The organism is Salmonella enterica subsp. diarizonae, assembly GCF_008692785.1.
GTDB lineage: Bacteria > Pseudomonadota > Gammaproteobacteria > Enterobacterales > Enterobacteriaceae > Salmonella > Salmonella diarizonae.
Genome location: NZ_VXJV01000012.1, coordinates 1 through 20,108, shown reverse-complemented (window position 1 = coordinate 20,108; position 20,108 = coordinate 1). Strand labels below are relative to the sequence as shown.

At 49.6% G+C, this 20,108-nt stretch carries 20 protein-coding genes, 1 tRNA gene and 2 pseudogenes; 9 read left to right on the top strand and 14 right to left on the bottom strand.

What is annotated here, in order from left to right; all coding sequences use genetic code 11:
* The first annotated feature begins 37 nt into the window (after window positions 1-37).
* Window positions 38-412, top strand: coding sequence for a MysB family protein (locus F4V72_RS21050; RefSeq protein WP_023246045.1), 375 nt, complete (start codon window positions 38-40; stop codon window positions 410-412).
* Here F4V72_RS21050 and F4V72_RS21045 read toward each other — a convergent pair whose 3' ends face one another.
* The 3 genes from F4V72_RS21045 to mdoG form a co-directional block, all read right to left on the bottom strand.
* Complete coding sequence (locus F4V72_RS21045; RefSeq protein WP_023246044.1) at window positions 413-640, bottom strand: YceK/YidQ family lipoprotein; 228 nt, start codon at window positions 638-640, stop codon at window positions 413-415.
* 97 nt (window positions 641-737) lie between these two features.
* A complete protein-coding gene (mdoH, locus tag F4V72_RS21040; protein WP_023246043.1) occupies window positions 738-3,281 on the bottom strand; it encodes a glucans biosynthesis glucosyltransferase MdoH in 2,544 nt (847 codons plus the stop codon).
* Window positions 3,274-4,809 carry a glucans biosynthesis protein MdoG gene (gene mdoG, locus F4V72_RS21035; RefSeq protein WP_023246042.1) on the bottom strand — a complete coding sequence of 512 codons (1,536 nt, stop codon included), beginning with the start codon at window positions 4,807-4,809 and terminating at the stop codon, window positions 3,274-3,276. Before mdoG ends, mdoH begins: the two co-directional genes overlap by 8 nt.
* Before the next feature lie 271 nt (window positions 4,810-5,080).
* Here mdoG and mdoC point away from each other — a divergent pair, with 271 nt between their 5' ends.
* Window positions 5,081-6,235, top strand: coding sequence for a glucans biosynthesis protein MdoC (mdoC, locus tag F4V72_RS21030; protein WP_023246041.1), 1,155 nt, complete (start codon window positions 5,081-5,083; stop codon window positions 6,233-6,235).
* A gap of 16 nt (window positions 6,236-6,251) precedes the next feature.
* On the opposite strand, the gene F4V72_RS21025 is transcribed toward mdoC, so the two are convergent.
* From F4V72_RS21025 to csgB, 6 genes are all read right to left on the bottom strand, one after another.
* Window positions 6,252-7,739, bottom strand: a complete 1,488-nt coding sequence (locus F4V72_RS21025) for a phospholipase D family protein (RefSeq protein WP_023246040.1) — start codon at window positions 7,737-7,739, stop codon at window positions 6,252-6,254.
* On the bottom strand, window positions 7,675-8,214 hold the full coding sequence (gene ymdB, locus F4V72_RS21020) for an O-acetyl-ADP-ribose deacetylase (RefSeq protein ID WP_023246039.1): 540 nt from the start codon (window positions 8,212-8,214) through the stop codon (window positions 7,675-7,677). The genes F4V72_RS21025 and ymdB overlap by 65 nt, the downstream gene beginning before the upstream one ends.
* 85 nt (window positions 8,215-8,299) lie before the next feature.
* A complete protein-coding gene (locus F4V72_RS21015) occupies window positions 8,300-8,620 on the bottom strand; it encodes a type 1 fimbrial protein (protein WP_023246038.1) in 321 nt (106 codons plus the stop codon).
* Between the two features lie 131 nt (window positions 8,621-8,751).
* On the bottom strand, window positions 8,752-9,078 hold the full coding sequence (gene csgC / locus F4V72_RS21010) for a curli assembly chaperone CsgC (protein ID WP_023246037.1): 327 nt from the start codon (window positions 9,076-9,078) through the stop codon (window positions 8,752-8,754).
* Between the two features lie 61 nt (window positions 9,079-9,139).
* Window positions 9,140-9,595 (bottom strand): curli major subunit CsgA, encoded by a 456-nt coding sequence (gene csgA, locus F4V72_RS21005; protein WP_000771416.1) that lies wholly within the window; start codon window positions 9,593-9,595, stop codon window positions 9,140-9,142.
* A gap of 42 nt (window positions 9,596-9,637) precedes the next feature.
* Window positions 9,638-10,093: a curli minor subunit CsgB gene (csgB, locus tag F4V72_RS21000; RefSeq protein WP_023246036.1), complete on the bottom strand. Its 456-nt coding sequence runs from the start codon at window positions 10,091-10,093 to the stop codon at window positions 9,638-9,640.
* A gap of 760 nt (window positions 10,094-10,853) precedes the next feature.
* Between csgB and csgD the strand changes: the two genes are divergently transcribed.
* Genes csgD through csgG form a run of 4 tightly spaced genes read left to right on the top strand, consistent with a single transcriptional unit; the run spans window position 10,854 to window position 13,207 of the window.
* Window positions 10,854-11,504, top strand: coding sequence for a biofilm master transcriptional regulator CsgD (csgD, locus tag F4V72_RS20995; protein WP_085347931.1), 651 nt, complete (start codon window positions 10,854-10,856; stop codon window positions 11,502-11,504).
* Window positions 11,505-11,508: 4 nt separating this feature from the next.
* The gene (gene csgE / locus F4V72_RS20990) at window positions 11,509-11,904 is read left to right on the top strand and encodes a curli production assembly/transport protein CsgE (protein WP_023246034.1); all 396 of its coding nucleotides are present in this window, start codon (window positions 11,509-11,511) and stop codon (window positions 11,902-11,904) included.
* A gap of 26 nt (window positions 11,905-11,930) precedes the next feature.
* On the top strand, window positions 11,931-12,347 hold the full coding sequence (gene csgF, locus F4V72_RS20985; protein WP_023246033.1) for a curli production assembly/transport protein CsgF: 417 nt from the start codon (window positions 11,931-11,933) through the stop codon (window positions 12,345-12,347).
* 26 nt (window positions 12,348-12,373) lie between these two features.
* The gene (gene csgG, locus F4V72_RS20980) at window positions 12,374-13,207 is read left to right on the top strand and encodes a curli production assembly/transport protein CsgG (RefSeq protein WP_023246032.1); all 834 of its coding nucleotides are present in this window, start codon (window positions 12,374-12,376) and stop codon (window positions 13,205-13,207) included.
* A 38-nt stretch (window positions 13,208-13,245) separates the two neighbouring features.
* Here csgG and F4V72_RS20975 read toward each other — a convergent pair.
* From F4V72_RS20975 to ghrA, 4 genes and pseudogenes are all read right to left on the bottom strand, one after another.
* A pseudogene (locus F4V72_RS20975) lies at window positions 13,246-13,728 on the bottom strand (DUF1097 domain-containing protein).
* 100 nt (window positions 13,729-13,828) lie between these two features.
* Complete coding sequence (locus F4V72_RS20970) at window positions 13,829-14,383, bottom strand: TorD/DmsD family molecular chaperone (protein WP_023246030.1); 555 nt, start codon at window positions 14,381-14,383, stop codon at window positions 13,829-13,831.
* 23 nt (window positions 14,384-14,406) lie between these two features.
* Window positions 14,407-15,144 carry a phosphatase gene (locus F4V72_RS20965; protein ID WP_023246029.1) on the bottom strand — a complete coding sequence of 246 codons (738 nt, stop codon included), beginning with the start codon at window positions 15,142-15,144 and terminating at the stop codon, window positions 14,407-14,409.
* An 84-nt stretch (window positions 15,145-15,228) separates the two neighbouring features.
* Window positions 15,229-16,167 (bottom strand): glyoxylate/hydroxypyruvate reductase GhrA, encoded by a 939-nt coding sequence (gene ghrA / locus F4V72_RS20960; protein WP_136058227.1) that lies wholly within the window; start codon window positions 16,165-16,167, stop codon window positions 15,229-15,231.
* A gap of 235 nt (window positions 16,168-16,402) precedes the next feature.
* Between ghrA and F4V72_RS20950 the strand changes: the two genes are divergently transcribed.
* The 3 genes and pseudogenes from F4V72_RS20950 to F4V72_RS20940 all read left to right on the top strand — a co-directional run bounded on the left by F4V72_RS20950 (window position 16,403) and on the right by F4V72_RS20940 (window position 18,746).
* Window positions 16,403-16,490 (top strand) — tRNA-Ser (locus tag F4V72_RS20950).
* A 504-nt stretch (window positions 16,491-16,994) separates the two neighbouring features.
* A pseudogene (locus tag F4V72_RS24545) lies at window positions 16,995-17,764 on the top strand (IS4 family transposase); the annotation flags it as partial.
* Entirely contained in the window at window positions 17,658-18,746 is a 1,089-nt protein-coding gene (locus tag F4V72_RS20940) for a tyrosine-type recombinase/integrase (RefSeq protein ID WP_249042128.1), read from the top strand. The pseudogene F4V72_RS24545 and the gene F4V72_RS20940, both read left to right, overlap by 107 nt.
* A 54-nt stretch (window positions 18,747-18,800) precedes the next feature.
* Here F4V72_RS20940 and F4V72_RS20935 read toward each other — a convergent pair whose 3' ends face one another.
* Window positions 18,801-19,808, bottom strand: coding sequence for a hypothetical protein (locus F4V72_RS20935; RefSeq protein ID WP_063390345.1), 1,008 nt, complete (start codon window positions 19,806-19,808; stop codon window positions 18,801-18,803).
* Window positions 19,809-20,108: the final 300 nt, after the last annotated feature.

The following is a 20,108-nucleotide window of genomic DNA, read 5'->3' as shown; positions in this document are numbered from 1 at the left end:
TTCCCTAAATACCTCATCAAATCAAAGGGAGATACTGATGACCATGTATGCCACGCTGGAAGAAGCTATCGATGCAGCCCGGGAAGAATTTCTGGCTGACCATCCAGGCCTCGAACAAGATGAAGCGAATGTGCAGCAGTTCAACGTTCAGAAATATGTACTGCAGGATGGGGACATCATGTGGCAGGTCGAATTTTTCGCCGATGAAGGTGAAGATGGAGAATGTCTGCCTATGCTGAGTGGTGAAGCCGCGCAAAGCGTGTTTGACGGTGATTATGATGAGATAGAAATCCGTCAGGAATGGCAGGAAGAGAATACATTGCATGAATGGGATGAAGGGGAATTTCAGCTTGAACCCCCGCTTGATACTGAGGAAGGCCATACCGCGGCGGACGAATGGGATGAGCGTTAATTACTCATAAGGCCCGTGGTGGATATCGAGCGGCAGTAGCAGTGTATCGAAGATCAGTGAAAAAGGCAGATCGACGATAGTGATATAGCGCCATGCGGAATCACGCATATCCCACTGCACGCCTGGATAATACTGGTTGCCGTGTCCCTGTCCGGGGATCGTTCTGCTGATAATGCTGCCGCAGCCGCTCAGCGCAATCACCATTATGCTCACCGCGAATATACGCACCTGATACCTCATTTCAGTATAAAAATACCGGCATCACGCCGGTATTTTTCACATTATCCCAGGCCTGATAAGCGTTGCGCCATCAGACCTGAAAACCTTATCCCGCTGACGATGTTCGTCCCTGCAACGCCTGCGGATTCAGGACGAGAGACTGATAATGGTTTACCCAGGAAGAGTATCTCTCCGGCGCATTCCAGACCCGATAGTGTAAACGCGCCATCGTCACCGGATCGCTGAGCAAAACCAGACGCCGATCGCGGTTCAGTTTCTCCGGCGTTTCGTTTAGCGCCTGCTCCACATGACGATCGCGGGCTATTTCCAGCACCTTACTGGCGCGGTGACGCGCGGTGGCCATCGCGGTCGCCAGCGCATTAAGCGACGGGTTAAATACCGCATGCATAAAGCCATCGTCCAGAATACGGCGGCGATTCATCTCCAGATATTTATCGGTATCGACCAACACCTGAGGCGGCGAATACTCTTCCGGGATCAGGAACAGCTTCCAGCGTTTGGTACGCAATCCTACCGTTGAACGACTAGAGATCACCGAAACAAATGGCGACAGAATCAGCGAAAAGACAATCGGCGCCAGCCAGAACAGAAAGCGTAAATCCAGCCACGCCATACCCACAGCCCAGACTAGCCCCAGCAGCAGTTGAGAGCCGTGGCGCATAAAGGCCTCTCCCCACGGCGTAGAATCATCGTCGCGTTGCGGTGAGTTCCAGACCACTTCCCAGCCGAGAAACGCGCTGACCACAAATACTGTATGAAACAGCATACGCACCGGCGCCAGCAACACGGAGAACAGCACTTCCAGCAACAGCGACAGCGTAACGCGCCAGAAACCACCATACTCTTTGGTGCCTTTACACCAGATCAGCATAATACTGAGCAGCTTCGGCAGGAACAGCAGCACCATCGTGGACGCAAACAGCGCGATTGCCAGTTCTGGACGCCACTGCGGCCAGACCGGAAAAAGCTGGCGCGGCTGAAGGAAATATTGCGGCTCCGTTAACGCATGAACGACTTGCAGAGCGGTAGAAAGCGCGAGGAACATAAACCACAACGGCGCAGACAGATATGACATCACCCCCGTCAGGAACACGGCGCGATGCACCGGGTGCATTCCTTTCACCAGGAACAAACGAAAGTTCATCAGGTTGCCGTGACACCAGCGGCGGTCGCGTTTAAGCTCATCCAGCAGGTTTGGCGGCAGCTCTTCATAGGAGCCGGGCAGATCGTAAGCGATCCAGACGCCCCACCCTGCCCGACGCATCAGCGCCGCCTCCACAAAGTCGTGGGAAAGAATCGATCCGGCGAACGAACCTTCTCCCGGCAGCGGCGCCAAAGCGCAGTGCTCAATAAACGGCTTCACGCGGATAATAGCATTGTGCCCCCAGTAGTGCGACTCCCCCAACTGCCAGAAGTGCAGCCCGGCGGTAAACAGCGGCCCATAGACACGGGTCGCGAACTGCTGACAGCGAGCATACAGAGTGTCCATCCCCGACGCTTTCGGCGAGGACTGGATAATCCCGGCGTTTGGATTCGCTTCCATCAGGCGCACCAGACCGCTCAGACACTCGCCGCTCATCACCGAGTCCGCATCCAGCACCACCATATAGCTGTACTGATTGCCCCAGCGGCGGCAAAAATCGTCAATATTGCCGCTCTTACGTTTCATGCGGCGGCGGCGGCGGCGATAAAAAATTTGCCCTTCGCCCTGCACTTCCGCGATAAGCTCCATCCAGGCCTTTTGCTCCGCCACGCAGATATCCGGGTTATAACTGTCGCTGAGAATATAGACGTCAAAATGTGCGGCGTTGCCCGTGGCTTTAACGGACTCCCAGGTCGCGCGCAGACCGGCGAAAACGCGGCTAACGTCTTCATTGCAGATAGGCATGATCAGCGCCGTCCGGTGTTCCGGATTGAGGGGCTCATCGCCTACCGTAGACGCGGAGATGCTGTACTTATCGCGCCCGATAAGCAGTTGCAGAAAGCCCATCAGCGCCGTCCAGAATCCGGCTGACACCCAGCAGAACAGCACGGCAAACAGAATCAGGATACCGGTTTGCAGCACGTAGGGCAGGAGCTGCATAAAAGAGACCCAAATATCCTGCCCCACCATATCCATAGGATTGATTAGCGCCCATCCCTGATAAGGCAGAATGGTCTTCATATACCAGGTCGCGACGACCGTTTGCGCCAGAGTCAGAATTAACAGAATATAGCGGCGTATGGTGCCGACGGTACGCCATTTTTGCTCGCTCGCCTGCTCTTCTTTTGTCAGACGAGAAACATAGCGCGGCGTTACATCCCGCCCACGCAGGCGATCCCAGAAACGACCAACCGGGTTGGTTCGCCAGGGATCGGGAAACATCGAAGAGCGCGTCGCTTTTGGCATGGCCTGCAACTGATCGCGCCCTTCATCATCTTTAATTAGCTGCCCCTGCGCCAATGAATCCGGCCAGGCGTGTTCAAGGCGGGCTTTTACGGAACCCTGCGGTGAATCGTCTTCTCGCGAGTAAGTCCGATGCTCGGCATCCAGCGCCTGATGCACGGCGCGGATGTCAGTTTTCGGCAATGCCGCTTTCTCACGTTCGGAAAGCAGCAGTGCGTCAATATACTCAGTTGTTTTATTCATTGGCAGGTAACTGGTAGCTCCAGGTTTCACTTAGCGTCTGATCGGCATTCACCAATGCGGCACGCATTTCCGTGGTTTTCTTCGCGTCTTTGACTTTCACGCGCAGCATTAAACGCCAGCCTTTGGTGACCGGGTTATAGCGTACATTACTGTCAACGATTTCGCCGTTATCGCCAATGCTGGTTTGCGCAGCGACAGGCGTATCCGGCGGCAGTTTTTTCATGTCGGCACCAACAAAATCCACCACGAAGGCAATAGTGCCGTCGGGCTGGCGAATCAGATTCGACTGTTTAACGTCACCCGTTGAGCGGCGTGTTTGCAGCACCCAGGCATTATCCGGCGCATGAAGTTTATCTTCATCACGGCTGAAGGTCAGAGTGTATTTGAAGTTCATCTCTTTACCCGGTTCCGGCAGTTGATCCGGAGTCCAGTAAGCGACGATGTTATCGTTGGTTTCATCATTGGTCGGAATTTCAACCAGCTCAACCTTACCTTTGCCCCAGTCGCCTTTCGGGGTAATCCAGGCGCTTGGACGCAGATCGTAGCGATCGTCTAAATCTTCAAAGCGCGAGAACTCGCGGCCACGCTGCAACAGGCCGAATCCCTGAGGGTTCTCCATCGCATAGCTGCTCACGGCAAGGTGTTTTGGATTGTTTAGCGGACGCCAAATCCACTCGCCATTACCCGCATGAATGGATAAGCCGTTCGAGTCATGCAGTTCCGGACGATAGTTGGTCGTCGGCGACGGCTGGTTCGGCCCAAACAGGAACATACTGGTTAATGGCGCAACACCCAGCTTGCCCACTTTGTCACGCAGATAGACTTTTGACTGCACGTCCACCACGGTATCGCGGCCAGGAATGATCACAAAACGGTAGGCGCCGGTCGCACGCGGAGAATCCAGTAATGCATAGACGGTCAAACGCTTATCGGTTGGTTTTGGACGCTCAATCCAGAACTCGCGAAAGCGGGGAAATTCTTCACCAGACGGCAAGGCGGTATCAATCGCCAGGCCGCGTGCAGATAGGCCGTACACCTGACCTGCGCCAATAACACGGAAATAACTGGCGCCAAGCATACTGACGATTTCGTCGTTCTTATCTTTACTGTTGATGGGGTACAAGACTTTGAACCCGGCGAAGCCTAAATCTTTTACCGTATCTTTATCGTGCTGGACATTGCCGAAATTGAAGTAATCCGGGCTGTATTTGATTCTTTTGACCGTCGTCGCCGTCACTTCGTTGATCTTGACCGGCGTATCGAAGTACATCCCCTGATGGTAAAATTCGAGCTTAAATGGGGTCTTTAAGTTGTTCCAGTAGGCTTTGTCGCTGTTAAACTGGATCTGCTGATAATCCGCATATTTCATGTCGCGGAAAACGGAGGGCAAGTTGCTTTTAGGCGCCTCATAGCCTTTCCCGGCTAAAGTTTGAGCTTGTTTTGCTACGTCATCAATACTGAACGCCCAGCTTGATGATGCGTAGAGCGTTAACATAACAGCTGCGCCCAACCAACGCATTTTCATCATTTGTCGTTTATGTTTCATAATAAGTAAGCACTTCCCCCTTTGTGTGCTTATATCGATCCGATCCATTTTAATGGATAATCAGGCATTACGACAACTGAATCCAGGCTTTGTTCAGCACGCTGGCTCATGGATTAAGCACCTCTCGCGCCTGTTTTCACTTTGCGTGCTTATCCTGGAGACAGGTTGTCGGAGTTGGTGTAGGGTTGCCACCGAATGTAACCATAATTCGCCTTATGGATAAGGTGAACAATCTGAGAATACGTGACCTTATATGAGCTCTGTACCCGCGCCGCGTGAATATTTTCTTGACTCTATCCGCGCATGGTTGATGTTGTTAGGGATTCCCTTTCATATCTCGTTGATCTATTCCACTCACAGTTGGCATGTCAATAGCGCCTCGCCATCCTGGTGGCTAACCCTGTTTAACGATTTTATCCACTCTTTTCGTATGCAGGTGTTTTTTGTTATTTCCGGTTATTTTTCGTACATGCTATTTTTACGTTACCCGTTAAAACGTTGGTGGAAAGTACGGGTAGAGCGTGTGGGTATTCCCATGCTTACCGCGATCCCTTTGCTTACCTTGCCGCAATTTATCATGTTGCAATTTGTCAAAGGAAAAACAGAGAACTGGCATATGCTCTCTGCTTATGAAAAATATAATACGCTAGCGTGGGAGCTCATTTCACATCTGTGGTTTTTACTGGTACTGGTGATATTAACGACAGTCAGTATCGGAATTTTTACCTGGTTCCAAAAAAGGCAGAAAACAAGCAAGCCTCGTCCCGCCGCCATTTCACTGGCCAAACTTTCGCTTATTTTTTTCCTGCTGGGAGTGGGTTACGCCGCCATCAGGCGCACTATTTTCATCGTGTATCCGGCTATCCTCAGTGACGGCATGTTCAATTTTATTGTGATGCAAACGCTATTTTATGTGCCCTTCTTTATTCTCGGCGCGTTGGCCTTCATTCACCCCGAGCTGAAAGCGCGCTTCACCACGCCATCACGCGGATGCACTTTAGGCGCTGCTACTGCTTTTATCGCTTATTTACTGAATCAACGTTATGGGAGCGGCGACGCCTGGATGTACGAAACCGAATCCGTGATTACGATGGTAATGGGGCTGTGGATGGTGAACGTGGTATTTTCACTGGGACATCGCTTGTTAAACTTCCAGTCCGCGCGTGTAACCTATTTCGTGAACGCTTCACTGTTTATCTATCTGGTGCATCATCCCTTAACGCTTTTCTTTGGCGCGTATATTACGCCGCATATCTCTTCCAACCTGATAGGGTTCTTGTGCGGGCTGATATTTGTCATTGGTATTGCGTTAATTCTGTACGAAATTCATTTACGCATCCCGCTTCTGAAATTTCTCTTTTCAGGTAAACCGCCTGTAAGACGAGAAAGCCACGCTACGATCGGGTAGTTTTCCGCGCGCCGGCTCAAAGCAGCCATTCAACAGGTAAAATTGCCGCCAACCGTACCAAAACCCGCTGCCAGAAACGTGTAGCGGGTTCTTTCTTTAACACCTTTTCCTCTTCTTGCTGACGATCGATCCAGTTAATTCTTCCCCAGCGATCCAGCCGGAGTTGCCAGGCCGCATCACGTTGGCTCTGCGTAAAACGCTTATGGATGAGCGTCGCCAGCGTTTCACTTTCAATTACAAAACCCATTTCGGTATTTAAAAGCGTTGAACGGGGATCAAAATTAAGCGACCCGATAAACACCTTACTACCATCAATGCTGAACGTTTTAGCATGTAAGCTGGACCCTGAGTTCCCGGTGAGTCCGCGATCATGTACGACGGTTTCATGCTCGCGGGTCGGTTTCAGTTCGTAGAGCTCCACGCCATAGCGCAGTAACTTCTTTCGCCAGCGCGCGTACCCCGCGTGAACAACCGCCACATCGTTTGCCGCCAGGGAGTTAGTCAAGATGGCGATCTTCACGCCTTTCCTGACCAGATTAAGCAACTGCGCTACGCCTGCGCGCGTAGGGACAAAGTAAGCGGAAATAATGTCGATACGCTCCGTCGGCGAGCCCATCACGTCAAATAATCGCTGTGGAAGAAGTGAATGGCGCTGCGCTTTCCCCTCGCCTTTAGAAGGGTCGTCGCTCAGCAACCGGGTTTTTGCCCAAATCAGCGGCAACGTTCCACGATCCAAATCCGCCATAAACTGACTGGTTTCCAGCTTATGCAGATAGCGGCGGGTGATTTCATCATTATACCAGGACTCGGGAAGTTCGATACGCTGCGTCAGTTCCTGCTCAGAAAGGGATAGCACTTGCTGTAATGTCGATACTGAACTACAACGCCAGTAACGTTCAAAATCATTGGCGACATCGTTGACCACGGGGCCAATTGCCATCACGTCCAGATCGGAAAATAGCGGCTCCTCGCCAGCGCCGAAATAGGCATCGCCGATGTTGCGCCCGCCGACCAGCGTCACTACGCCGTCGGCAGTGTAACTTTTATTGTGCATTCGCCGATTAAGCCGCGCAAAATCCGTCAAATATCCCAGCGCGCGTAGTGTACGAAAAGAGAAAGGATTAAACAGACGAACTTCGATGTTGGGATGGCTATCCAGCAACCGTAACGTATCATCAAGACCGGGCGTATTGTTATCATCCAGCAACAGACGAACATGAACGCCGCGTTTCGCCGCCGACAACAGTACCGAAAAGAGCAGCCGCCCGGACATATCGTCTTCCCAAATATAGTACTGCACATCCAGCGTCCGCGCCGCCATTTCGGTCAGGCGGTAGCGGGCGGCAAACGCATCCAGACTGTTATCCAGAGCGAGAATGCCGCACTTTCCAGGATGGCGCGCACATAGCGGTTCAACGGCACGCTCCAGGCGTGTTTTATCAGGCAGGGTCGTCGCCTTGCTGAGTAAGTAATCTTGCGTAAAGCCGGGCAGTTTCTTCATCATAACAGACAAAGTATACCTGTTCAGGCAGAGCGTAACGGGTAATAAAATCTGAAACCGTCCTGACGGCGATTTCAGCAGCCTGGGCGCGAGGATAGCCATAAACGCCAGTGCTAATTGCCGGAAAAGCGATAGAACGATAGCGATTCGCCTCGGCAAGCAGCAAACAATTCCGGTATGCCTCTTCGAGTAACTCAGCCTCCTGGTGTTCGCCGCCTCGCCAGACGGGCCCCACCGTATGAATAACTGCCTTTGCAGAAAGCTTGCCGGCAGGCGTGATAACCGCATGTCCTGTCGGACATTCGCCCTGTTGCTGGCGGATTTGTTTACAGGCGTCCAGCAATGCAGGTCCCGCCGCGCGATGAATAGCGCCGTCTACGCCGCCGCCTCCCATTAATGACGGGTTAGCGGCGTTGACAATCGCATCGACACTAAGTTGAGTGATATCACCCTGTATGACCTGAAGACGTGATGTCATAGTCCCCCCTTTGTCTCACCTTATCTGCAAAGTGTACAGCAGGGCTTTCAACAGAGTCGCTCTTTTTATACCTATGACGCAGCCGTTAACGGTATTCAATATTCATAACCGCCAGACTTTTTTGCGCATTGAGGTAATGAAGCCGCACCGTCGCAATAGACTGAATATCCCGCGGCAATGCAGGCGCCTGCCGAAGGTCAATCCTGTGTACTTGCTTTTTACCTTCGCGTAGGCAGGTTAAATCAATATTTTCGGCGTGAGTATAAACATCGCACGATGGCTCAACAATAGCGCCGTGAAAATGGATAACGCCCCCCTGTACCGTTTGTTGCCCCATCGCAGAATGAGTAAAAAAAGCGCAAATGCACAGGCTTACACCCGGGATATTTTTCTTTATTACGGACATGTTAACTCCTCAATGATTAGTCATCCTCGAGGGTTCGGCGTTACTCTTTAGCGCCATGCCGAGACGATGAAACGCTTTTATCGTCTTTTTATACCCAGGCCAGCCCATCTATTTCCGCTACCATCAAAAAACTACTGTGCAGAAGGCGGCCATTGTTGTGATAAATGCAGCGATTGTCCGTCTGAAACAGTAACAATAATTTTAACCGAGTCCTCTGAAGAGATATTTACACTAAGTCGAGACAACTCAATCGGTTGATTAGCAGGTAAAGATAGCGTCTGTTTTTGCTGTGTATGGCTTTGTCCCCCAGCCCCGTCACGCACAGAGAGAATTTGCACCTGACAGACGCAGGGTTCGTTTAATGTTACCAGGGGGATTACCGTGTAAATATCACCTTGCTGGGTCGTGGTAAAAGTAATCTGATTTGAAAGTGCGGCAAGAAGCAATAAGGTATGCATAATTTCCTCCCGAAAAAAAAACAGGGCTTACGCCCTGTTTTTTATTAGCTCTGACGCTAAATTAATACTGGTTAGCCGTAGCGTTGTTGCCAAAACCAACCTGACGCACCATTACGCTGGAATCAGATGCGGTCTGATTAACCAGCGCAGCGTTATTACCGCCGTATTGACCAACAGTAATATCGGAGTTTTTAGCGTTCCACTGATCGATGGTGGCATTGTTTCTGAAACCATTCTGAGTCAGTTCAATGGTACTATTATCTGCCCCCTGGCCCACATCGGCACCGTTACCATAACCGCTCTGGGTAATGGTCGTTTCAGATTTACGGGCATCGCTTTGCAGAGCAAGCGCAGCGTTAGCAGAACCGTACTGATAGATGCTCAACGTTGAATCCGGGCCGGAACTATTGCCGCCGCCGTTATGATTACCGCCGCCGCCCCATTGTGGAACGACGCCTGCCAGAGCACTGCCAGAAACTACGATTGCTGCGAATGCTGCCACTTTTAAAAGTTTCATGGTAAAACCCCCATCGGATTGATTTTAAAAGTCGTAACGGTATTAGCGTTGGGTGACGCGAATAGCCATATGCGACTGTTTCTGTACTACAACTGCTGTTTTCTGCGTACCGTGTTGAGTAATATTGGCTTTATTTCCAGAACCTTTCTGGATAATGGCCGCACTATTACCGTAAGCGCTTTGCGATATACTGGCATCGTTGGCATTGCCTGTCTGTTCAATATATGCAAAGTTATAATTCCCTGCCTGGTCGACTCTCGCCCGGTTATTCCCTCCTTCTTGTGAAATAACGGACAATAGTTTTGAACCTTCCTGGCGTACCCTGGCACTATTATCCGTGCCGACTTGACCAATAATGGCTGCCTGATTAAATGAAGACTTACTTAATTCATTTACCGCAAAATTATATTCTGAGCGAGCCAGATCATAATTAGTCGCGGTTGCAATCCCAGGCGCACCCAGTATTGTCAACATCATAAATAACAATTTGTTTTTCATGCTGTCACCCTGGACCTGGTCGTACATAGCAAAATTTATCTATAGCCTTACAGATTGTTAACGACATGCATTTCTTGTTAGCGCGTCGTTACGATGAAGAGTATGTCCGTGGAAACATTTTTAATAACTCACCCACGAGTGGTATTTTTTTATTTAAGCTCATACCAAAGTGCTAATAAGATGATAATTACATGATTATTTATAATTAATTTTTGGCCGCAGAAGATAGTGTATCGCGAAACAAAAACATGAAGTGTTGTTATATGTTACGCCGCCCTGAAGGTGCTATTATGCTTCCCCGGGAGGGCAATTCGTACAAGACGTGACACACTTCGTTTTTTTTGCCTTTGTGTTGTCCAGGTTAATGCAGCATCTCGAATTTTAAGAAAAAATAAAATCAAGACGTGATGAATAATAATAAAAATCATTTTAAATCAATATATTAATATAATTTGTATGATTTTTCAAATCTATGCAATAACAGCAAAATGTACAACTTTACTATCAAATCTAAACTTCAAAAAAACCCAAAAACAATATTTTAATATATATTTTTACATTCTGTTACAAGTTTAACACTTGCTTTAAGATTTGTAATGGCTAGATTGAAAACAGTTAAAAGTATTTTCTCAAATATTTTTCTCTTTCTGGACGATGGGCTATTTCAACCCACAGCAGTGCAACATCTGTCAGTACTTCTGGTGCCTTTATTTTATGGGGGCAACTGTCAGATGTGCGATTAAAAAAGTGGAGTTTCATCATGTTTAATGAAGTCCATAGTAGTCATGGTCATACACTATTGTTGATCACAAAGCCATCCCTGCAAGCTACGGCATTATTGCAACATTTAAAACAATCGCTGGCCTTAGCCGGAAAACTGCATAATATTCAACGTTCTCTGGAAGATATTTCTGCTGGTTGTATTGTTTTAATAGATATGATGGAAGCGGATAAGAAGCTTATCCACTATTGGCAGGATAATTTAAGTCGGAAAAACAATAATATAAAAACATTATTGTTAAATACCCCTGACGATTACCCCTACCGTGAAATTGAAAACTGGCCTCATATTAACGGCGTGTTTTACGCCGCCGAAGACCAGGAACACGTGGTCAGCGGATTACAGGGAATTCTGCGAGGCGAGTGCTATTTTTCACAAAAATTAGCCAGTTACCTGATTACACACTCAGGGAATTACCGCTACAACAGTACCGAGTCAGCATTACTGACCCATCGTGAAAAAGAGATCCTCAATAAGTTACGTATTGGCGCATCTAATAATGAAATCGCCAGGTCGCTATTTATCAGCGAGAATACGGTTAAGACACATCTTTATAATCTTTTCAAAAAGATAGCTGTCAAGAATCGTACCCAGGCAGTTTCATGGGCAAACGATAATCTCAGGCGGTAAGGCCATGAAACGCTATCTGAGCTGGATGGTAGCAGCAGAGTTACTGTTCGCTACCGGAAACCTGTATGCCAATGAAGTTGAGGTCGAGGTTCCCGGATTATTAACCGACCATACCGTCTCTTCGATAGGACATGATTTCTATCGTGCATTCAGCGACAAATGGGAAAGCGAGTACACCGGTAATCTGACCATTAATGAAAGACCCAGTGCGCGTTGGGGAAGCTGGATCACCATAACGGTAAATCAGAGCGTTATTTTCCAGACCTTTTTATTTCCAATGAAAAGAGACTTCGAGAAAACCGTAGTCTTCGCATTAGCGCAAACAGAGGAAGCATTAAATCGCCGACAAATAGATCAAACGCTATTAAGTACGAGTGATTTAGCGCGTGATGAATTCTAAAACATGATTTTTATCCGGAGGCTGTCATGCGTATTAAACATGCAGTAGTGCTGCTCATGCTTTTTTCGCCATTAACCTGGGCCGGAAATATGACGTTCCAGTTCCGTAATCCTAACTTTGGCGGTAATCCCAATAACGGCTCCTTTTTATTGAATAGCGCCCAGGCGCAAAATTCATATAAAGACCCCAATTATGATGACGATTTTGGTATCGAAACCCCCTCAGCGTTGGATAACTTTACGCAGGCTATTCAATCACAAATTCTGGGCGGCTTGTTGACCAATATTAATACCGGGAAACCAGGACGTATGGTGACCAACGATTTTATTATCGATATCGCTAATCGCGACGGACAGCTCCAGCTCAACGTCACGGACAGAAAAACGGGAAGAACCTCGACTATCGAAGTGTCAGGTTTACAAACTCAGTCAACCGATTTTTAAGCTACAGTCACTAAAGGATATAAATCATGCCGCGCTTACTTATTTTGGTTGCCGTTTTATTGTTGAGTGGATGCTTAACTGCCCCGCCTAAACAAGCTGCGAAACCGACATTAATGCCCCGCGCACAAAGTTACAAAGATTTGACGCACTTGCCTGTACCCACCGGTAAGATCTTTGTTTCGGTATATAACATTCAGGATGAAACGGGCCAATTTAAACCTTACCCGGCAAGTAACTTTTCCACGGCTGTGCCGCAGAGCGCAACGGCTATGTTGGTTACCGCGCTGAAAGATTCGCGCTGGTTTATCCCACTGGAACGACAGGGCTTACAGAATCTTTTGAATGAACGAAAAATCATTCGCGCAGCCCAGGAAAACGGTACCGTGGCGATGAATAACCGTATCCCGCTTCAGTCGCTGACGGCGGCAAATATTATGGTGGAGGGTTCTATTATTGGTTATGAAAGCAACGTCAAATCCGGCGGGGCCGGCGCAAGATATTTCGGTATTGGCGCTGATACGCAATATCAGTTGGATCAGATTGCTGTCAATCTGCGCGTGGTTAACGTCAGCACGGGCGAAATCCTTTCTTCGGTGAATACCAGTAAAACCATCCTTTCCTATGAAGTACAGGCGGGCGTGTTCCGCTTTATTGATTACCAGCGCTTACTGGAAGGCGAAATCGGCTACACCTCGAACGAACCGGTGATGCTGTGTCTAATGTCAGCCATTGAAACCGGCGTTATCTTCCTCATTAACGATGGTATCGATCGCGGACTGTGGGATTTGCAGAATAAAGCGGACAGGCAAAATGATATTCTGGTAAAATACCGTGAGCTGTCAGTGCCACCAGAATCCTGATGAATACGAAAAAGCGTGGGGAAGAACCCCACGCTTTTTTATTTTGTGACCGCCGTATGCGCTGAATGTTGCTCGCGACGTGATGCCAGCCATAGCCCACTATTTTTCATGGCATAGCCAAAGATTAGCCCCAGCGCCAGCGACGGTAACACCAACCGCTAGTCACCCTGTCCTGCAAATGTCGCACAGGCGCCGATAAATGTTCCCGGTACAAAAGAAAGCAATAGCTGCTTTGCCTGAATACACATCAGGAATGCCACGATCCCCGTCAACACGTAACTGACAATTTCCAGATGCGGCGCCAGCGCGCTGCCGTGAATAATGACCAGCGCCCACACCATACCGCTTAACAGCGTACAGGCGGAAATCAACAATCCCTTAAAGCCGCCCTGCGGACAGGCGAAATAAGCCGTGCAACCTAAAAAACCGGCCCAGCTTAGCAACCCCAGGGAGACGGCCACCCATCCCCATATTCCAGAAAGGATGCCCGTCGTGATAGCAATAGAAAGAAGTATGTTCATGGTGCGCATCATAGCAGAAAAGCGCCCAATTAATGAGATCGCGCACACATTTTATGCAATTTAATAAAACGAGTTACAGTTTAAAGTGATTAACATCACATTATTCTTCATCTTCTTCCTGAAGTTCATCCCACATGGCCCCTATCGCATCACGCGTTAGTGGCGCCAGGGTGCGCCAGAATGGCGTAACGGCATGAGCTTCAACTTTACCAAGGAAGGTATTGCACCAGGGAAGCAAATAATCGGCAAATAAGGTTTCCAGCGCTTCACTTTCATCTTCGGCAGACTGATCTTCCAGCCAGGAGGCAGCGAGCAATAAAGTGCCAATGTGATCGGCAGGCGTATCGCCCAGCGGCATCCCTCGCGACGTTAAAAAAGCGCGCACCTCAGACTCTTCCGCGCCTTCGATCCACGCGCTGCGGTATGGCGGTACCGCGCACTCTTCCCCGACAAATAACGCGTTGTAATCGGTGGAAATCTGCGTGATATCACAGCTTTTCTGTAAACGCGCCAGCATGTCATCCTGCTCCAGCGGCCAGTTTGCCGCCAGCTTACCTTCACGGATTAACGTAAACAGCGGAACCAGTAAAGGATCTTGCGGTTGGCGGTAATACAACGATCCCAGCACACGGCACAGGATTGAAAACTCATTCATTGATATCTTCCCGTAAATAACGATTAAAGTTCGGCAAATTCCGGTACAGGCGCCATACCGCGTGATTCGAGAAAGGCCAGTAAGCGCTGCGGCGAGACGTTCAGGATTCGATCTTCCGGGAAGTTCACCGCATCCAGAATTTTCCGGCACTCGGTGAAATCGCCAAGCGTAAAGGCCGTATGGGAATCAGAGCCTAACGCTACCCAGCCTCCCGCATCGCGTACGGCGGCAGCGACCGCGCGGCAATTATCTTCGCTTCCTTTACGCGAATGCAGAAAAGAAGAGTTGTTGATTTCCAGCGCTACATGGTGTTTCGCCGCCGCCTGCGCGATGGCATTAACATCCACGGGATACTTTGGATTTCCGGGGTGGCTAATAATATGCACCTTGCCGTTGGCGATGGTTGCGATCATTGCCTGGGTATTGGTTTCTTTATCATGCGGCGCAAAAACGGGCTCATGAAAGCCTGCGATAATCAGATCCAGCGAGTCGAACATCTTTCCGGAACAATCAATTTCACCGTTAATATTCTTGATATTCGCCTCAATACCACGCAGTATCCCCACGCCGTCAACCAGACGCGGCCAGATGCGCATGTTAATAAAATGCCAGTGATGCGGCGCATCTTCCATGTCCGGACCATGATCGGTAATCGCAAAAAGTTTAATGCCTTTGCGTTTGGCTTCCGCGATATAATCGCTCAGCGTACTGTAGGCATGAGTGCTGGCGACGGTATGCATGTGCAGATCAACGGGATACATTGCTCTCTCCTGTAGTCATTTCCGACAAGGATAGCAGGTATCGCCAGCGTTTTTTAGCGAAACCCGGCCCACGCCGGGTTGATGTCAGTATCCTCTCGCACGGTCCACTTGCCCCGTCACCAACTCCCCCTTCGCCAGCTGGGTAATGGTGCGGGCAATATAATCGATGGCTTCTGCCGGACGGGTTACTGCCGCAATATGCGGCGTCATGGCGACTCGCGGATGGTGCCATAATGGGCTTTCCTGCGGTAACGGTTCCTGGCTAAAGACATCCAACATCGCGCCTTTTAGCTTGCCGCTATCAAGCGCGGCAAGCAAATCCGTCTCCTGAACATGAATACCGCGCGCGAGATTCAGCACGTAAGCGCCATCCGGCAATTGATCCAACAATTCGCTATTGATAATTCCCACCGTTTGGGCCGTATTCGGCAGCAGGTTAATCAGCACCCGAGTCTGGTTCAGGAAAGCGCGCAGTTCTTCACGCCCAGCATAACTTTCCACGCCAGGCCAGGATTTGCGGCTACGACTCCAGCAACGTAACGGGAACCCCCACACCTGTAGACTTTCTGCCACTTTTGAGCCCAGTACCCCTGCGCCCATGATACCGACGCTAAATTCCTCGCGGGTATATTCCGGCAACGGTTTCCATATCGCCTGATTTTTCAGCGACTGATAATCATCGAAACGACGGAACCAGTGTAATACCTGGCTGACGGCATATTCCTGCATTTGCAGGACCATACCGGTATCTTCCAGGCGGAATAGAGGAATGGAGGCATCCAGCATTTCCGGATGCGCATTTAATTTACTCAGAATTGAATCCACCCCCGCGCCCAGCGCAAAGACGGCTTTTAACCGTCTTCCGGCCAGCATTTCAACCGGGGGCTGCCATACAAGCGCATAGTCTGCGGGGTTGTTATCACCGGCCTTCCATTCACGAACGCGCGCATGAGGGAAGACCTTCTCCAGCGCATTCACCCACCAGGCGGCGTTAAATGTCGGGTGATAAAAAATTATCTCCATGTTATCTCCTGAGCAGTATTGTGCGGAATGTGATTGCGCCTGCTGTCAGCGTTTTCAACGGGATGTGCAGCATAGCAAATTTCCCGGCGCGGGCAAAAAAAGCAGTTTTCGCTTATTAAAGCCACAGATTGGTGGAAGTTTGTATAAACGCGTTTTTTTTAAAAAAAGTTGATTGACGTAGAAAGGATATTTCCCTACATTAGCGCCCGTTCCAGTAATGCTGGAGCGACAATTTGGTGAGGTGTCCGAGTGGCTGAAGGAGCACGCCTGGAAAGTGTGTATACGGCAACGTATCGGGGGTTCGAATCCCCCCCTCACCGCCATCTTAAAGAAAGAGCTCGTACGAAAGTACGGGCTTTTTTTCTCATTAAGTCACCTTACCGGGGGGATGAGAACACCCGACCGGGGTTCGACAACTGGCGCAGCCAGTTGGACAGACGACGAGCCTGCGAGGAGACTGCCCGCAGGGCGAGCGCAGCGAGTCAATCCCCCCCTCACCGCCATCTTAAAGAAAGAGCTCGTACGAAAGTACGGGCTTTTTTTCTCATTAAGTCACCTTACCGGGGGGATGAGAACACCCGACCGGGGTTCGACAACTGGCGCAGCCAGTTGGACAGACGACGAGCCTGCGAGGAGACTGCCCGCAGGGCGAGCGCAGCGAGTCAATCCCCCCCTCACCGCCATCTTAAAGAAAGAGCTCGTACGAAAGTACGGGCTTTTTTTTCACCTAAAGCCACCCTACAGGCTGAGGAATCCCCAGAAAAAAAGACAGGCATAGAGTTTTGTGATCTACTGATTGCGCTAACAAATTCAATGAGATCACCTCTATGCCTGCCCGAACATTATGCCAGAAATTTTTCCGTGGCGCTCTGAGCCCGTTTCATCAATATCGTCAGAATGCTCTTCTTGATGCTACCGTGGCTTTGACCCGTGGTGTATCACTTACTCTGACAAGCATCGGTCGCTACCTTCCTGGTTCAGCACAAGTCAAAAACAGGATAAAACGCGTTGACCGCCTGTCAGGTAATACCTCTTTGCATGAGGATATCCCGTTGATATTCCGTAATATTACATCACTCCTTACTCGCCAGTTTTCCTGGTGTGTTATCGCTGTCGACTGGAGCGGTTACCCGTCCAGGAATATCACATCCTTCGTGCCAGTCTTATCTGTGATGGGCGTTCAATCCCTCTGCTTAGTCGGCTTGTACCTTCAGCAAAGCAAAATAATTCGCTGATACAAAAAGAATTTCTCGATGATCTTCACCGGTGCGTAAATCCCAAAGCAAAAGTCATACTTATTACAGATGCGGGGTTTCAGAGTGCATGGTTTCGGCACATAAAATCACTGGGGTGGGACTTTATTGGCCGCATAAGGGGAACGGTTCAATTCTGTCTGCTGCATGATGGCGAAAGATGGCTGAAAATAACGGATGTTCGGGGTAAAGCAAGCCCGGAATATCCGGGAGCAGGATGGCTTGCCCGGGCGGAATATGCCCGGTGTTCAGGCCATTTTTATCTTCATAAAAGGGAAACCAGAGGACGTAAAAACCAGCGTTCCAGAGGGCGATTATCCAGCCCAACGACAGAAAAAGAAAAACGGGCAGACATTCCGCCAGATCGCCATGAACTGGCATGCCGATCACCGGCGCTGGTCTGAACACTATGCGACGAACATCCGGCGCAGGCTGGAAATGTATGTATTCCCGGATATCGGGGACAAATACATCGATCAAATCGTCACAGAGGATCTGCTGTTTACCCTGCGCAAAGTGGAGAACAAAGGCTTTCTGGAGATCACCGCGCGGCTGAAAAATTACGTCACCGGGATCATGCGTTATGCGGTGAAAAAGCAGCTAATCAAATCAAACCCCGCTCTGGATCTGGACGGTGAATTTACGCCGCCGGAAACACAGCATTACCCGGCCCTGCCGCTTGAGAAACTACCAGAATTATTATCCCGGACGGATAACTACTCCGGCAGGCTGCTGACACGGTATGCGCTTAAGCTGTCGCTGCTGTTCTTTGTGCGCTCCAGCGAACTGCGCTTTGCCCGCTGGAGTGAGATCGACTGGCAGCAGAAGCTCTGGATAATCCCGGTAGAACGGGAGCAGATCGAAAACGTGCGCTTCTCTCATCGTGGTACAAAGATGAAAACGCAGCACATTGTTCCATTGTCTGAGCAGGCGATGGCGATCCTGAAACAAACTGAAGCGCTCTCCGGGCATCTGGCGTTTATTTTCCCCGGCGAATACGACCAGGACAAGTGCATGAGCGACAACACCATCAACAAAGCATTGCGCGTGATGGGCTACGACACCCGAAAAGAGATCTGCGGTCACGGCTTCCGGGCGATGGCGTGCAGTGCGCTGAGTGAGTCGGGACGGTGGAGCAAAGAAGCGATTGAAAAGCAAATGAGTCACCAGGAAAGAAACAGCGTCCGTGCCGCCTATATTCATAAGGCAAAATATCTGGAGGAGCGGATCGCTATGATGCAGTGGTGGGCGGATTATCTGGATGCAAGCATGGATCTGTATGTGTCACCTTACCAGTATGCAGGCAACCTTAAGGAGGCCTCGTAACATGCCCCCCAAAGTCCGGTCGTTCTTTGCCCCGTTCAGGGGCAAAGAAACCATTCACGATCGGCTCACGAATTGCCCGGGATTCAGTTCCGGCACGGCACGGAATCCTGTCGTTTTTTTAAAGTTCATATTATGAACAAAATTATTCATTGAATCAGAAGGATCAATGGCATCCATATTCAGACGATCCAGTACCTGCCTGGTTACAGCCACACTAAGAATAGGTAACTCTTCCGGATAGCCCGTTGCAGTATTCAGCAATTCATCCACAGCAGTTACAATCACCATGTCATCAGGGAGCAGGTTAAGTAACTCGCGGGCCACCCGCAAAACACAACTACAGATATAATCCTGAAGTAATTCATTCCGTTTACCGACCGGCATTTTCTTTACAGACAGTTTCCCGCTTTTCAGTAATGATTTAATTTCAGTGGGGATGACATGTCCACCATGAACATGCAACGTCACCAGCAACACCCCGGATATCTCATCAATACAGAAGTGGATCGATGACCCCAATTCACTGAGTTCATCAAACGGAGCGAAAAACTCAATAGCATTTATTCTGGCCCGAGGCTCGCCATCCAGAATGCCAGTGGCAATTCCGGTCTGCTGTTCATGATCTGCAGAATCCTGCTGCCACTGCTGATAGAGTGAATCAAAGTTATCCTGGTCGTCCTTTTTCGCGACGTCAACGGCTTCATTCAGTTTCTGTTTTTTCTTCCTGTCGATCTTCAGCAATCGGGACAAAAAACCGGGGCGGTAGTTTTGCACAGCCTGTCTGGCCTGCGCTTCTTTGCTACCGAAAAAAACAGGCTGCACAGGGGCATCAGCCCGGGCTATTGACAGCCAGTCAACAGGATCTCCGCATCCTTTATGCACCGACTGCAATACATCAATATAATTATTCCAGACGTCAACTTCATATTCAGCCTGTTCCAGTTCGGCCATCCGGGCATACGCTTTTTGCTGCTTTTGCAGTTCGCGTCTGCGCTTTTCTGCATCACGTTCAATTCGCCGGGAAGTCGCCTGTAATGAACGAATGGTGCCTTTCCATCCCATATAATAATCCACTCCTTTAACCAGCAATATATCCGGGAGCAACGCTCTCGTTGTGTACTGAACCAAATTGAATGACGACGCGGAATCCTCCCCCTCCTGACTTTTCCAGGTATCTTCCAGCGCACGGCGGAAAACGTGGTATTCTCAAATCACGAGCCACACATTCATTATGCCCTGGTCATATAACTTCCATCCGTATTTCATGATTTTCTTTATTTATCATCAGACGTTTTCAGCATCAGTGAATTCCCCTCCAGTGACACGGTACGCGCCTTATCAGGATCGAGGTCATCCCGTGTC

Bases quoted from the DNA above. Each gene is read 5' to 3' on its own strand.
- F4V72_RS21050 (WP_023246045.1), top strand. From the start codon at position 38: ATGACCATGTATGCCACGCTGGAAGAAGCTATCGATGCAGCCCGGGAA.
- mdoH (WP_023246043.1), bottom strand. From the start codon at position 3,281: ATGAATAAAACAACTGAGTATATTGACGCACTGCTGCTTTCCGAACGT.
- mdoG (WP_023246042.1), bottom strand. From the start codon at position 4,809: ATGATGAAAATGCGTTGGTTGGGCGCAGCTGTTATGTTAACGCTCTAC.
- mdoC (WP_023246041.1), top strand. From the start codon at position 5,081: ATGAGCTCTGTACCCGCGCCGCGTGAATATTTTCTTGACTCTATCCGC.
- F4V72_RS21025 (WP_023246040.1), bottom strand. From the start codon at position 7,739: ATGATGAAGAAACTGCCCGGCTTTACGCAAGATTACTTACTCAGCAAG.
- ymdB (WP_023246039.1), bottom strand. From the start codon at position 8,214: ATGACATCACGTCTTCAGGTCATACAGGGTGATATCACTCAACTTAGT.
- F4V72_RS21015 (WP_023246038.1), bottom strand. From the start codon at position 8,620: ATGTCCGTAATAAAGAAAAATATCCCGGGTGTAAGCCTGTGCATTTGC.
- csgC (WP_023246037.1), bottom strand. From the start codon at position 9,078: ATGCATACCTTATTGCTTCTTGCCGCACTTTCAAATCAGATTACTTTT.
- csgA (WP_000771416.1), bottom strand. From the start codon at position 9,595: ATGAAACTTTTAAAAGTGGCAGCATTCGCAGCAATCGTAGTTTCTGGC.
- csgB (WP_023246036.1), bottom strand. From the start codon at position 10,093: ATGAAAAACAAATTGTTATTTATGATGTTGACAATACTGGGTGCGCCT.
- csgD (WP_085347931.1), top strand. From the start codon at position 10,854: ATGTTTAATGAAGTCCATAGTAGTCATGGTCATACACTATTGTTGATC.
- csgE (WP_023246034.1), top strand. From the start codon at position 11,509: ATGAAACGCTATCTGAGCTGGATGGTAGCAGCAGAGTTACTGTTCGCT.
- csgF (WP_023246033.1), top strand. From the start codon at position 11,931: ATGCGTATTAAACATGCAGTAGTGCTGCTCATGCTTTTTTCGCCATTA.
- csgG (WP_023246032.1), top strand. From the start codon at position 12,374: ATGCCGCGCTTACTTATTTTGGTTGCCGTTTTATTGTTGAGTGGATGC.
- F4V72_RS20970 (WP_023246030.1), bottom strand. From the start codon at position 14,383: ATGAATGAGTTTTCAATCCTGTGCCGTGTGCTGGGATCGTTGTATTAC.
- F4V72_RS20965 (WP_023246029.1), bottom strand. From the start codon at position 15,144: ATGTATCCCGTTGATCTGCACATGCATACCGTCGCCAGCACTCATGCC.
- ghrA (WP_136058227.1), bottom strand. From the start codon at position 16,167: ATGGAGATAATTTTTTATCACCCGACATTTAACGCCGCCTGGTGGGTG.
- F4V72_RS20940 (WP_249042128.1), top strand. From the start codon at position 17,658: ATGCCCGGTGTTCAGGCCATTTTTATCTTCATAAAAGGGAAACCAGAG.
- F4V72_RS20935 (WP_063390345.1), bottom strand. From the start codon at position 19,808: ATGGGATGGAAAGGCACCATTCGTTCATTACAGGCGACTTCCCGGCGA.